At 33.7% G+C, this 13,549-nt stretch carries 11 protein-coding genes and 1 pseudogene; 11 read left to right on the top strand and 1 reads right to left on the bottom strand.

Annotation, left to right across the window (positions count from 1 at the left end; translation table 11 throughout):
* Window positions 1-26 precede the first annotated feature (26 nt).
* Both FYJ58_RS00690 and FYJ58_RS00685 read left to right on the top strand, forming a co-directional pair.
* On the top strand, window positions 27-1,163 hold the full coding sequence (locus tag FYJ58_RS00690; RefSeq protein WP_154515735.1) for an ABC transporter permease family protein: 1,137 nt from the start codon (window positions 27-29) through the stop codon (window positions 1,161-1,163).
* A 20-nt stretch (window positions 1,164-1,183) separates the two neighbouring features.
* Entirely contained in the window at window positions 1,184-1,855 is a 672-nt protein-coding gene (locus FYJ58_RS00685) for an ABC transporter ATP-binding protein (protein ID WP_205839116.1), read from the top strand.
* A 175-nt stretch (window positions 1,856-2,030) separates the two neighbouring features.
* Here FYJ58_RS00685 and FYJ58_RS00680 read toward each other — a convergent pair whose 3' ends face one another.
* Entirely contained in the window at window positions 2,031-2,609 is a 579-nt protein-coding gene (locus FYJ58_RS00680; RefSeq protein ID WP_154515729.1) for a Fic family protein, read from the bottom strand.
* Window positions 2,610-2,808: 199 nt separating this feature from the next.
* Between FYJ58_RS00680 and FYJ58_RS00675 the strand changes: the two genes are divergently transcribed.
* The 9 genes and pseudogenes from FYJ58_RS00675 to gatB all read left to right on the top strand — a co-directional run bounded on the left by FYJ58_RS00675 (window position 2,809) and on the right by gatB (window position 13,330).
* Window positions 2,809-4,179, top strand: a complete 1,371-nt coding sequence (locus FYJ58_RS00675) for an MATE family efflux transporter (protein ID WP_154515726.1) — start codon at window positions 2,809-2,811, stop codon at window positions 4,177-4,179.
* 76 nt (window positions 4,180-4,255) lie between these two features.
* Window positions 4,256-5,179: a DUF1002 domain-containing protein gene (locus tag FYJ58_RS00670; protein WP_205839115.1), complete on the top strand. Its 924-nt coding sequence runs from the start codon at window positions 4,256-4,258 to the stop codon at window positions 5,177-5,179.
* A gap of 330 nt (window positions 5,180-5,509) precedes the next feature.
* A pseudogene (locus tag FYJ58_RS15280) lies at window positions 5,510-5,616 on the top strand (very short patch repair endonuclease); the annotation flags it as partial.
* Window positions 5,617-5,622: 6 nt separating this feature from the next.
* A complete protein-coding gene (locus tag FYJ58_RS00665; protein WP_154515720.1) occupies window positions 5,623-7,053 on the top strand; it encodes a Sau3AI family type II restriction endonuclease in 1,431 nt (476 codons plus the stop codon).
* A gap of 2 nt (window positions 7,054-7,055) precedes the next feature.
* Window positions 7,056-8,564 carry a Sau3AI family type II restriction endonuclease gene (locus FYJ58_RS00660; RefSeq protein WP_154515717.1) on the top strand — a complete coding sequence of 503 codons (1,509 nt, stop codon included), beginning with the start codon at window positions 7,056-7,058 and terminating at the stop codon, window positions 8,562-8,564.
* 89 nt (window positions 8,565-8,653) lie between these two features.
* Window positions 8,654-10,039 (top strand): DNA (cytosine-5-)-methyltransferase, encoded by a 1,386-nt coding sequence (gene dcm, locus FYJ58_RS00655; protein ID WP_328597763.1) that lies wholly within the window; start codon window positions 8,654-8,656, stop codon window positions 10,037-10,039.
* A gap of 80 nt (window positions 10,040-10,119) precedes the next feature.
* The gene (gene gatC, locus FYJ58_RS00650; protein WP_154515714.1) at window positions 10,120-10,413 is read left to right on the top strand and encodes an Asp-tRNA(Asn)/Glu-tRNA(Gln) amidotransferase subunit GatC; all 294 of its coding nucleotides are present in this window, start codon (window positions 10,120-10,122) and stop codon (window positions 10,411-10,413) included.
* 12 nt (window positions 10,414-10,425) lie between these two features.
* Window positions 10,426-11,907, top strand: a complete 1,482-nt coding sequence (gene gatA / locus FYJ58_RS00645; protein WP_154515711.1) for an Asp-tRNA(Asn)/Glu-tRNA(Gln) amidotransferase subunit GatA — start codon at window positions 10,426-10,428, stop codon at window positions 11,905-11,907.
* Window positions 11,897-13,330 carry an Asp-tRNA(Asn)/Glu-tRNA(Gln) amidotransferase subunit GatB gene (gene gatB / locus FYJ58_RS00640; protein ID WP_331464127.1) on the top strand — a complete coding sequence of 478 codons (1,434 nt, stop codon included), beginning with the start codon at window positions 11,897-11,899 and terminating at the stop codon, window positions 13,328-13,330. The genes gatA and gatB overlap by 11 nt, the downstream gene beginning before the upstream one ends.
* Window positions 13,331-13,549 lie beyond the last annotated feature (219 nt).

Genomic DNA, 13,549 nt, shown 5'->3' with positions numbered 1-13,549 from the left:
AATAATTGAAAAGTAGTGGGGGAACGATGGTACATTTAATTTTAAAAAATTATCGAATGAATTTAGTAACGAATACAATTCTTTTTATTCTTTTAGCTAATATTTTATTAGAAATCAATTTGGCATTTTCGTCTGCTCTTCAAACGAATGCAATTAATTCGTATATTCAGCAATATCCAGAAAATACTTATTATTTATCCGGAGCTGTAAGTTATTATACCGGAAATAATTCAAGTGGTTTTATAGAAAACCTTTTACAAGAACTCAAAAATATTGAAGGTGTAAAAGAAATTGGATATAACATACAAAACCAGCTTATATTAAATAAAGCAGGACAGTCTGGTAAGAAAATTACAACTGTTTATTTAAATGATGCTATGCAAAAAATTGTATATTCTTTGAAAAAAGGAACATGGTTTTCTAAATATCCAGATAGGAATGAAGTGATAATTGGTGGAAAAATAGCAAAAAAATATAAGGTCAATCAAATGATAGAAGTTAAGACGGAATCAGGTCAGCTTAGAAAAATGAAAGTGATTGGAATTTTACAAGAACCGGAAAGAGTTATGCTACTTGATTGGATGGGGGAAAGAGGCACTTACCAAGATAGTATGGTATTTAGAGAGAATATTATTTTGACTGTGGATGATTCGTTAGTTTTAGGAAAAAGTGAAATATTTAGCCCATGTTCTTTAGTTATAATGTTACAAAAAAATGTGAATAAACAGACAATTCAATCACTGATTCAATATGGTAATTTAATTTCTTTTGACGAAATGAAAAAAAATAGTAGAGAAGAAACAAAACAAGAATATCAACATATTATATCAATTCAAGTACTTTATGTCTGCATTGTTATATTGGGAATGGTATCAGCAATGTTTATTTATTCAAAAAATAATAGACAGCTATTTTCTATTTATCAATTGTTAGGCATGCAGAAAAAGCAATTTTATCAAATTGAATTTGGAGAGATTTCATTTATTATTTTATTTAGTATTTTTGTAGTTATAATTAGTTTTATAGGATTGCCTAATATTCATATTATAACTGCCTATAAATGGACGAAAATAAATAGTTTTGTGACTCTTATATACGGTTGTTTTTTAGAGTTATGTGGATTTGGTTTTACTAGATATTTTTTGAAAAAAGATGAGTTATAACATTTATGGAGGAAAAATTAATGCAGATTGAATTAAAACAAATATCCAAAATGTATCGTGATGATTTTCAAGAACCTTATCACGCATTAAAAGAAATTGATTTATCGGTTCCAGCTGGAGAATTTTTAGCAATTGTCGGAAAATCAGGCTCAGGAAAAACTACATTACTCCATATTTTAGGACTTGTAGACACATTTGATACAGGAGAGTATTTATTTGAAAATGTCAGTATGAAGAAAAAGAGTAAAAGTTTTTGTGCTTCCTACAGAAACAAGAAGATTGGTTATATTTTTCAAGATTTTGCATTAGTTCCTAAAATGTCTGTTTTTGATAATATTGCTATACCTATGTATATTAGTAATAAAAGTAAGACAAACATAGAGAGAAGAGTAAGGGAATTGTCATTTGACTTGAACATTATATCATTATTAAAAAAGCCAGTGTATCAGTTATCGGGAGGGGAGAAACAAAGGGTTGCGATTGCCAGAGCGTTAACTATGAAACCAAACTTATTATTAGCAGATGAACCGACGGGCTCTTTAGATAGAAAAAATACTGAAAATATCATAGATATTTTGAAAAAAATAAACCGTGAAGGAACAACAGTTGTTCTCGTTACTCATGATGAAGATGTTGCTTCAAGATGTGAAAGAATTATTCGACTAGAGGAAGGAAAAATTTGTAATATATGATATAGAATCAAAAGAATTATAAGTAGATATCACAAAATATTATTTTTATATCATGTTATGTTGTTTTGTTAATAGATGATAACTCGTATAAAATGTATATTTTGTGATATCCATTTTGTGTATCTCAAAACGTAAAAAATATGATATAATTACTAGAAAAAGCGATGAATTTCAATTACTTTATTTGAACAACATAGGAACTAATATATTGAATTAGAGGTTCTATAACCGGATAATCCATTTGTTGTGCCTGCTCTAAAGCATTAAAGTATTTTGCATCATTATCTGGAAGAAAACATATTTGATTTTCTGCTAACAAAAGATAGTCAAGAAGCAGTTTTCCAACTTCCAGATTGTAATCCGAAAATGGTGAGATATCTAAAAATCTTTTATGGCACAGGACAGCATACTCGATAGGGGAGAAAATACCTTTGGAAGTATTAATTTGATTGAGATAATGTTCCATCAGATGAGGAAGGTCTTCTGGTTTGGGAGGCTTGTGGTTTGCTGTAAGAGGAACCAGAGTGCAATTACGGTAATCGGATGGGGTAAATTTATCTTGGTAAGACAGGGAAGCATCTTGATATAAGGCATGAAAAATGGAAAGGGTCTCTTTGGTCAAAAGTGAATTCGAATTAATTAAGTGCAATATATATTGATATACATTTTTATGCTCGTTTGTTTTTAAAGAAGCTAAATCCTTAGAGATTTGTTGCTGTTTTAGTTGATTTAATTGTTCAATTGTAATTTGCATATTTAAAACTCCTTTTCATTTTTTTAAAATTGGCAGTAAAAAGTTAAATTTGCTCGTTATTATTATAAGACATTTGTGTCTAGGGTGACAAGTAGCAAAACTTATGTTATACTAGCCGGAGGGCGAATGGTATCGCCGGCATAATGCTTTGTGGCATAATAAAGCATTATGAAATAAGATAGAGGAAGGAAATATTTTTATGGCAGAATTACAACAGAGAAAAGAAAATAAAATGGGAGTAATGCCGGTTCCTAAGCTATTGATTACAATGTCTTTGCCTATGATGCTTTCTATGTTAGTTCAGGCTTTTTATAATGTGGTAGATAGTATCTTTGTAGCAAGAATAAGCGAAGATGCCCTAACGGCAGTTTCCCTTGCATTTCCGATTCAAAATCTGATGATTGCAGTTGCTTCCGGTACTGGCGTTGGTATTAATGCTTTTTTGTCAAAAAGCCTTGGTGAAAAAAAGTATGAAGAAGCGAACAAAGCAGCAATGAATGGATTATTTTTAGCATTGCTTAGTTCTATTTTATTTGCTTTATTTGGGTTATTTGGAGCAAGAACCTATTTTTCAATGCAGACAGACAACATGGATATTATTTCTCACGGAACACAGTATATGTCTGTAATTACGATTGTTTCTATTGGTATTTTTGGGGCAGTTACGTTGGAACGACTGCTACAAGCTACAGGGAACACCTTCTATACAATGATAACACAGGGAATTGGAGCCATTATTAACATCGTTTTTGACCCAATCCTTATTTTTGGACTTTTAGGTTTCCCAAAGATGGGGGTTGCCGGTGCAGCGGTAGCGACTGTTATGGGACAAATTGTAGCTATGATATTGGCTTATTGGTTTAATATGAAACGAAATCCGGAGATAACAATTAAATGGAGAGGATTTCGACCAAGTGGAAGAATTATTAAAATTATATACAAAGTTGGTATTCCATCCATTATTATGATGGCTATTGGTTCTGTAATGACTTATGGTTATAATAAGATTTTATTAATGTTTTCATCTACGGCAGTATCTGTTTTTGGAATTTATTTCAAATTAAATAGTTTTGTATTTATGCCGGTATTTGGTCTTAATAATGGAATGATACCGATTCTTGCATACAATTATGGAGCGAGAAATAAAAAGCGTATCATTGATACAATTAAGTTAAGCGTTATTATCGCTTGTGTCATTATGTTTCTTGGATTTGTGCTATTTCAGGTTGCACCTGAACCACTTCTTCAGATGTTTAATGCTTCGGAACATATGATGGAAATTGGAGTGCCTGCACTTCGTATTATTTCTATTTGTTTTATCTTTGCAGGATATAGTATTATTTTAAGTGCTGTATTTCAGGCATTTGGAAATGGTATGTTTAGTTTGATTATATCTGTTGTAAGACAGATTGTTGTTATTTTGCCATCCGCTTATATTTTAGCAATCTGCTTTGGACTAAATCAAGTCTGGTGGTCATTTCCATTAGCGGAAATAGCTTCTGTCGTATTAAGTACGATGTTTTTACGCCATTTGTATTTACAAAAGATTAAAAATATTGAAGAAGATTGAAAATCAGAAACATAAGAAACAGGATAAATTTAGAGTAACAAGAAACATGGAAGAAAGGAAAAGAAGGTTGAAGAAAATGATGAAAAGGAAAATGAAGAAAAATTATAAAAAGTGGTTCGTGCTTTGTATGGCAGCAATGCTTTTAGTTTCGGCTATGCCAATTTCAGCAAAGGCAGATGGTGTGGAAGGAGAGGAAAAACCATTTTTAGCATTGGGAGCAGATTTAAAGGCTAGTGAAAAGGCAACGGTTTATCAGCTTTTAGGTGTTTCGGAAACTAATTTGGCAAATTATGATGTAATTCAGGTTACAAATGCAGATGAAAAGAAATATTTAGGAGAATATATGGATGCGTCTGTTATCGGTTCTCGTGCTTTGTCTTCTGTTTTAGTTGAAAAGCAGGCAGATGGAACTGGCATTACGGTGGACACCCATAATATTACATATTGTACACAAGGGATGTATACGAATGCATTAATTACTGCCGGTATTAAAAATGCAAGAGTTGTAGTTGCAGGACCTTTTAATATTACAGGTACGGCAGCACTTGTCGGTGCAATGGAAGCATATTCTGTAATGACGGGTGAAGAGATTAGTGAAGAAGCGATGGACACAGCGGTAAATGAGCTTGTACTGACAGGTGAAATAGCAGAAAATACAGGAGATTCCAATAAAGTAGAAGAATTGATGGCACTAGTAAAGCAAAACATTGCAGAGAAAAATCTTGATACACCGGAAGAAATTAAAGATGCAATCGTAGAAGCTGCGAAAGAACTAAACTTTGATTTATCGAATGAACAGATTGAACAGGTTACAAAGCTTATGGGAAAAGTATCCGATTTGGATTTGGACGTAGATTCTATGAAAGAACAGGCCAAGAAACTATATGATAAACTGGCTGATCTAGGAGTTAATACAGATGGTCTTGGTGCCAAAATCAGCAATTTTTTCAATAATATTATCAGCAGTGTAGTAGATTTTATTGGAAGTCTTTTTAACTAAAAATTAATAAAAAACATTGTCAAGTATATGATAATAATATCGGTTATTGTCTCTGAGGCTGTGCTTGATATTTATGGTTGTTATGCCTGCGAGTCTTAATTCGATTGGCAGGCATGACTGTATTGCCTGATTTAAGTGTTGTATACGTCCTTTTACCTGTGAAACACTACTGGACGATAACCATACACCGAACTGTTTACATGCATAGGCAAACTGTGTGTAAGTATCCTCATCAAGAGATGGGGAATTTTTCTTTTTAGGGAAAAGAATTGAACAGTAGCTGTTAGTTTGATACAATGAAATGGATTATATTAATAAAAGAACTGCATTTTTTATAGTAAAGATTGGAAAATATTGAAACCAAAATTAGAAAAAGGAAAAATCCAGATTATTGGGTTAAGAAAATAGAGCGTAATATTCAAAGGAATGAAGAGGAGAGGTAAATGGAAAATTATTCAAATAAATACGATGAAACGGATCCTATTTCAATCGAAACATATGCGAAAAATCTGATTGGAAAAACGTTTGCAGATATATGCAGGCAAGACGATATCACGAAAGCGATGGTTGTCAGAGAAACAGCAGATTATGAAGTGAAGCATGAAAACAAAAAGCGAAAAGGCGGTTTGGGAGAACTGATAGAAGAAAGATTTTTTCATTATCAGGCGAATAATGATGCAAGACCGGACTTTGATAAAGCGGGTGTGGAGCTTAAAGTAACACCATATAAACAAAATAAAAATGGAACTCTAGTAGCCAAGGAGAGATTGATATTGACAATGATTGACTATTTTTCAGTTGTGAATGAAACATTTGAAGATAGTCATATGTGGCAAAAGGCTCGTTTGATTTTATTGGTGTATTATTTGTATCAACAAGAGATAAAGAATCGTTTGGATTATCGTATTGGTTATGTGAAGCTGTTTGCACCTCCGGAACAAGACATAAAAATTATAAAACATGATTTTGAAATTATTGTTGAAAAAATCAGAAACGGAAAAGCACATGAATTATCTGAGGGAGATACTCTCTATCTGGGAGCTGCACCAAAGGCAGCAACATCTAAAGACAGACGGAAACAGCCGTTTAGTGAGGAATTAGCGAAGCCACGGGCATTTGCATTTAAAAATTCATACATGACATATGTTCTCAATAATTATATTATTCCAGGAAAAAATACGTATGAACCAATTATTAGGGGAAATGCAGAAGAATCTTTTGAAGACTATGTTGTACATAAAATAGATATGTATTGTAATCAAACAGTTACTGAGTTATGTAGCACATTTCATATAGAGTATCAAAAGAAACCAAAAAACCTGGAGGCAATGTTAGCATATCGAATGTTAGGGATAAAGGGAAATCATGCTGAAGAATTTGAAAAGGCAAATGTGGTAGTTAAGACTATACGCATTGCAAAAAATAAAAAGATAAGACAAAATATGTCATTCCCGACTTTTAAATTTAAGGAATTAGTAGATGAAGAGTGGGAAAATTCTACGTTTGGAAATTACTTGCGGGAAACAAGATTTTTATTTGTAGTTTATAAGTTTGACCAGCAGGATGAATTGAAGCTGAAGGGGTGTCAATTTTGGAACATTCCATATGATGACTTGGAAAGTAATGTAAAAGTTGTCTGGGAAAAGACACAGAAAGTAATTCGTGAAGGACTTCAGATAGAAAAGAAGAATGGAAAGAATTATAATAATTTTCCGAAAGCATCAGAAAATCCAGTATGCCATGTAAGACCGCATGCACAAAACGCAAAAGATACTTATGAACTTCCAGATGGGAGACAGTATCCGAAACAGTGTTTTTGGTTGAATAATAGTTATATTTTGTCGCAGTTAGATAAGAGTTTTATTGAGGATTGATAATGGGTAATAGAGAATATAAAACTTCAGAGGAAGTAAGACAAAGAGCGGAAGAAGCGATAGGACATTCTTTCAAAAAAATTTTTGAATTAGCAAAAAAATTTCAGCAGGAAAATGGATTAGAGGAGAAACATGGAAAGGGGGCTATCGGGCAGTCATATGAAGAAGGCTGGTTTAACTATGCATGCAATAGAGAGGATGAACCAGATTTTAAGGAGGCTGATATCGAATTGAAAGTAACTCCTTTTTTGATTAATAGCAGAGGATATAGAGCGAAAGAAAGATTATCACTTGGGAAAATTAATTATAAAGATGAAAATTGGAATGAATATAAAAAAAGCAGATTTTGGACGAAAAATCATCATTTACTTGTTATGTATTATCAGTATATAAAAGGTGTGAAACGCGAGGATTTTAGTGTAAAAAAAATAGATGAAATTTTGTTGGAAAAATTACCAGAAAGGGATCAGATGATTATCCAGCATGATTGGGAAAAAATTGCACGATATGTAAAAGAAGGAAAAGCACATAAATTATCAGAACGAGATTTCATGTATTTGAGCCCTGCTAGAAAAGGTAGTGGAGGAGATGAAAAAGTAAAATATGATGATAGATATCCGAAGGCAAAACCAAGGGCGTATTCTTTTAAGAAGTCATATATGACAAAATTATTTAACGAAAGAATGATTAGCACTGAGGAAATATTTTGTATTTTGCCAGATATTGCATTGCCCAAAGAAAAAGAATTTGATGATATTCTGCTTGAAATTTTGAAAAAATATTTGGGAAGAACAGTTGACTCACTGAAAAAAGAATTTTCTAATTATCGTAATGGATATAGGGATAAAAATGATATTATTAAGCAAATATACAACAGTGAGTGTGAATTGGAAGAAACGGATGAGTTTCAAAAAGCGAACTATAAATTAAGAACGATTACAATTGATGAAAATGGAACCCCAACGCAGGATATGTCCTTTTCAGTGTTTGATTTTGATGCATTATTGAAAGAAAAAAGTTGGACAGAGTCTATTGTTTATGATGAAATGGTTGATTCAAAATTCTTGCTTGTGATATTTTCTAAGAACGCGGCTGGAAAAGAAGTCTTAAACAATGCTATGATATGGTATATCCCTAAAAAAGATGAAAATAAGGTAAAAGAAGTTTGGAAAGAAACGAGAAAAGTAATAAAGAATGGAATAAAACTGCAGCAGAAATTATCGCATGACAAAGAAGGACAGTTGATATTTGTATATGAAAATAATTTCCCGAAAAGTGACTTCAATAAAGTAGCACATGTACGAAATAAGGCTGGAGAAAGTGAATATTTTTGTGAAAATGGTAATTCGGTGAGATTAAAAAAGCCTGCAGAGGTTATTACGCTTAAAGAAATTCCAAAGGAGTTGAAAGACGTTCCGATACCTACAGGGAAATATATCACAAAACAGTGTTTTTGGTTTAACAAAAAATATATGAAACAACAGATTAAAAATTTCATAAAATCATACTAAAAAATAGAAAAGAATCTTTACAAGAAAATAAAAATAGGTTATCATATTTAAGAACGATCGTTCGATACTAAAAAGAAGAGGTAAAAAAAGTGAAGAAAACAGTTTGCGAATTGTTTGCCGGAGTGGGTGGTTTTAGATGTGGACTTAATAATATAAAAACAGTAGAAGATTATGGGAAAGAAGAAAAATGGGATACGGTTTGGTTTAGTCAGTGGGAGCCAGCAGAGAAAAGGACACAGTACGCCCATGACTGTTATGTATATCGATTTGGGACACGATTAGACAATAATGGAGAAGATAAAACGAATTACAATATTGAGGATGTGGATAAAACAACGATTCCTGATTTTAACCTGTTGGTTGGCGGTTTCCCGTGCCAGGATTACTCAGTAGCTTCTTCGTTAGCTACGTCTAAAGGACTTGAGGGAAAAAAAGGAATTTTATGGTGGTCAATACGTGAAACGTTAGAAGCAAAGAAACCACCATTTGTATTATTGGAAAATGTTGATAGATTGTTAAAATCGCCTGCTAAGCAAAGAGGTAGGGATTTTGGTGTGATTCTTGCATGTTTTCGAGATGAAGGTTATACAGTGGAATGGCGTGTGATAAATGCTGCGGAATATGGATACCAGCAGAGGCGACGCCGAACATTTATTTTTGCTTATAAAAATAACACGAAATATGCCAAGAGAATTCGAGAAACAATTGGATATATGGATATATTGGAAAAAGATAAAAAAATAAAATGTATGGAAAAAGCAGTTTTGAAAGAGGGATTTTTTGCAAAAACATTCTCAGTAAATAAAGCGGAATCTGCAAAGATGAATATTAAGGAACTTCCTGTAGAAGTAGGAGAAGTATCTGACACATTTAAATGTGCATTTGAAAATTCTGGAATAATGAAAGATGGAATAATATATACAATTAAAACCATACCGGATTATCATGGGAAACAGATAACGCTTGGAGATGTTATGGAGACAGGAGAAGTGGAGGAACAGTATTTTATTCCAGAAGAAAAATTATACTATACAGATCCAGCAGTTACACATAGTGATGAAACGGAACAACGACTTCCGAAAGAAGATAGGCAAACCTGGCAGTATCTGAAAGGCGCAAAAAAATTATTACGTATAAGTGCGACAGGACATGAATATGTATTTTCAGAAGGTGCCATTTCCATGATTGATCAGGAAGATAAACCAGCACGTACAATGCTGACATCAGAAGGTGGATTTAGTAGAACAACTCATATTGTAAAAGATAAGAAGACTGGAAGAGTAAGATTGCTTACAGCTACGGAAACGGAACGGATTCAGGGATTTCCTACAAATCATACAAAATATTGTTTGGTTAAGGGAAAAACAGTGGAAATGCCATTGCGAAAACGTCGATTTATGATGGGAAATGCATTAGTAGTTAATCTGGTGGCAGATATGGAAAAAACATTAAACACAATATTTGATGCTGAGTAATGTGATAAATCTAATCCCGTCCCGAAGTAAGGACTCCTTACTTTGGGATTTTTTTAAAATAGGAAAAGGAGAATATCAAAATGGCAGATAAAATAACAGATGAAATGATTGAATATGTTGGAATACTTGCAAAATTACAACTATCAGAATTTGAAAAAGAAAAAGCAAAAAATGATATGAATCAGATGCTTTCTTATATTGACAAATTAAAAGAACTGGATACAAGGAATGTAGAACCAATGTCACATATTTTCCCTGTTACCAATGTATTTCGGGAAGATAAAGTGGAAAATGAGAATCAGAAAGATGCGATCTTATTAAATGCTCCGAAGAAAAAAAGTGGATGTTTTCAAGTTCCAAAGACGATTGATTAAGGAGGGGAAGAGATGGAATTGATAAAAGAAACAGCAGTAGAACTTGGAAAAAAAATAAAATGTCATGAGGTATCGGTGAAAGAGGCAGTAGAAGCTTGCTTTAAACAGATAGAGCAAAGAGAAAAGAGCTTGAATTGTTATGTTTCCATTCAAAAGGAAGAAGCATTAAAAAATGCGGAAGTTATTCAAAAAGGGATTGATTGTGGAAAGTTGACAGGAGCATTAGCAGGTGTTCCGGTTGCGATTAAGGACAATTTATGTATAAAGGGAATGGAAACGACATGCTCTTCTAAGATTTTGCAGGGATTTTATCCTGCTTATACAGCGACTGCAGTGGAAAATCTGATAAAAGAGGGAGCTATTGTAATTGGAAAGACAAATATGGATGAATTTGCTATGGGAAGTACAACAGAAACTTCTTATTATGGAGCTACAAAAAATCCATGGAATGAAGAACATGTCCCGGGAGGTTCTTCCGGTGGCTCATGTGCTGCAGTAGCTGCAGAAGAATGTTTTTTTTCTCTGGGTTCTGATACGGGAGGCTCTATCCGTCAACCGAGTTCTTTTTGCGGAGTGACAGGATTGAAACCAACTTATGGAACGGTATCAAGATATGGTCTGATTGCGTATGCCTCTTCCTTAGACCAAATCGGACCAATTGGAAAAGATGTAACGGATTGTGCGACAATTTTAGAAATGATTGCTTCTTATGACAGAAAAGACAGTACCAGTATTAAGAGAAATGCTTATGATTTTACGAGTGCGTTAGTGGATGATGTAAAAGGAATGAAGGTAGGAATTCCGAAAGATTATTTTGCGAACGGATTAGAAGATGAAGTAAGGGAAAAGGTTCTTAATGTAGCAAAGGAATTGGAAAAGAAAGGTGCTGTAATAGAAGAGTTTGAGTTAAGTTTAATTGATTATGCAATTCCGGCTTATTATGTGATTGCATGTGCAGAAGCAAGTTCAAATCTTGCAAGGTTTGATGGAGTAAAATATGGATATCGTGCAAAAGAATTTGAAGGACTGCATGAAATGTACAAAAAAACCCGTTCAGAAGGATTTGGATCCGAAGTGAAAAGAAGAATTATGCTTGGTTCTTTTGCACTAAGTTCCGGATATTATGATGCGTATTATCTAAAGGCATTAAAAACAAAGGCGTTAATTAAAGAAGCATTTGATAAGGCATTTGCGAAGTATGATATTATTTTAGCACCTGCAGCACCGACGACAGCACCGAAGCTTTCTGAAAGTCTGGTCGATCCGATTAAAATGTATCTTGGGGACATTTATACTGTATCGGTTAATCTGGCTGGTTTGCCGGCGGTTTGTCTTCCTTGTGGAATCGATAAGAAAGGGCTTCCAATCGGAGTACAGATGATAGGAAATTGTTTCCATGAGCACACGATAATCCGGGCGGCATATTCATTTGAGCAGACAAAGACGTTTTATCAGGAGAAAGAGTTAAAAGGAGGGATTGGACATGCAGTATGAAACGGTAATAGGACTTGAAGTTCATGTAGAGCTTGCGACGAAAACGAAAATATTTTGTGCTTGCAGTACAGAATTTGGGGGAGAGCCAAATACTCATACCTGTCCTGTATGTACCGGTATGCCGGGTTCTCTTCCTGTACTTAATAAGCGGGTTGTTGAATATGCGATGGCGGTAGGGCTTGCGACAAATTGTGAGATTACAAGACAATGTAAGTTTGATCGTAAAAATTACTTTTATCCGGATAATCCTCAGAACTATCAGATTTCCCAGCTCTATCTTCCAATTTGTCACGATGGATATCTGGAAATTGAAACAGCAGGAAACAAGAAGAGAATCGGAATTCATGAGATTCATATGGAAGAAGATGCAGGAAAACTGATTCATGATGAATGGGAAGAAAGTTCTTTGATTGATTACAATCGTTCCGGTGTTCCTTTAATTGAGATTGTATCCGAGCCGGATATGCGCTCTGGTGATGAAGTGATTGCTTATTTGGAAAAACTTCGTCTGCTTATACAATATCTTGGTGCGTCTGACTGTAAATTACAAGAGGGATCTATGAGAGCAGATGTGAATATTTCAGTTCGTGAAGTTGGAGAGGAAAGGCTTGGGACAAGAACTGAAATGAAAAATTTGAATTCATTTAAAGCAATCAGACGTGCGATTGAAGGAGAAACAAGACGCCAAATTGAACGGATTGAGTCAGGGAATAAAGTAATAAAAGAGACAAGAAGATGGGATGACAATAAAGAATTATCTTATCCAATGCGTTCAAAGGAAGATGCAAAAGATTATCGCTATTTTCCAGAACCAGATCTTGTACCAATTATAATTAGTGAAGAATGGATTGAGAAAGTAAAAAGAAACCAGCCGGAATTTCACGATGAAAAAATGATTCGATACAAAAAAGAATACGACATTCCAGAATATGATATTTCTATATTGACAAGTTCAAAAAAATTAGCAGACTTATTTGAAACAACCGTAGCAATCTGTAAGAAACCAAAAAAAGTATCTAACTGGCTCATGGTTGAAGCAATGCGATTATTAAATGAACGGGAAATGGAACCGGAGGAACTCTCTTTTTCCGCAGTTCATCTGGCTGACTTGATTGAATTGGTTGAGAAAAAAGAAATTACAGGAACTGTTGCAAAAGAAGTTTTTGAGCTTATTTTTTCTGAAGATATCGATCCTAAAAGTTATGTTGAAAAAAATGGCTTAAAGACAGTGAAGGATGAGAATAAACTGAAAGAAATTATTAAAGCAGTTATTGAAAAAAATCCACAGTCAGTTGCAGATTATAAGAGTGGAAAGAAGAAAGCAATCGGTTACCTTGTCGGACAGGTAATGAAAGAAATGAAAGGGAAAGCCGATCCATCGTCAGTAAACGATATTCTTTTCAATGAATTAGAAGAAATATAAGCTCTGTTATTGCTTATTGATAAAATTTCTTGACAAGAACGAAAAATATGGTAAAATAGATACAGTCATGAGGAGTAGTTGGCGTGAAAACGTGGTAAGTCAACATACTGACCAAATGGTCTGGCTTGCATTAAATAACAAGACTCATGTACAGTTTTAGTGCTGTACCTGGGTTTTTTGATAAGATATTATGTCGGGTACAGTTTGTTACCCGACTTT

It is taken from the genome of Velocimicrobium porci (assembly GCF_009696045.1).
Lineage (GTDB): Bacteria > Bacillota > Clostridia > Lachnospirales > Lachnospiraceae > Velocimicrobium > Velocimicrobium porci.
The sequence above is the reverse complement of the archived record's forward strand: the minus strand, read 5'-3'. Positions and strand labels throughout refer to the sequence as shown.

Bases quoted from the DNA above. Each gene is read 5' to 3' on its own strand.
- gatB (WP_331464127.1), top strand. From the start codon at position 11,897: ATGCAGTATGAAACGGTAATAGGACTTGAAGTTCATGTAGAGCTTGCG.
- FYJ58_RS00670 (WP_205839115.1), top strand. From the start codon at position 4,256: ATGATGAAAAGGAAAATGAAGAAAAATTATAAAAAGTGGTTCGTGCTT.
- FYJ58_RS00685 (WP_205839116.1), top strand. From the start codon at position 1,184: ATGCAGATTGAATTAAAACAAATATCCAAAATGTATCGTGATGATTTT.
- FYJ58_RS00680 (WP_154515729.1), bottom strand. From the start codon at position 2,609: ATGCAAATTACAATTGAACAATTAAATCAACTAAAACAGCAACAAATC.
- gatA (WP_154515711.1), top strand. From the start codon at position 10,426: ATGGAATTGATAAAAGAAACAGCAGTAGAACTTGGAAAAAAAATAAAA.
- gatC (WP_154515714.1), top strand. From the start codon at position 10,120: ATGGCAGATAAAATAACAGATGAAATGATTGAATATGTTGGAATACTT.
- FYJ58_RS00665 (WP_154515720.1), top strand. From the start codon at position 5,623: ATGGAAAATTATTCAAATAAATACGATGAAACGGATCCTATTTCAATC.
- FYJ58_RS00690 (WP_154515735.1), top strand. From the start codon at position 27: ATGGTACATTTAATTTTAAAAAATTATCGAATGAATTTAGTAACGAAT.
- FYJ58_RS00660 (WP_154515717.1), top strand. From the start codon at position 7,056: ATGGGTAATAGAGAATATAAAACTTCAGAGGAAGTAAGACAAAGAGCG.
- FYJ58_RS00675 (WP_154515726.1), top strand. From the start codon at position 2,809: ATGGCAGAATTACAACAGAGAAAAGAAAATAAAATGGGAGTAATGCCG.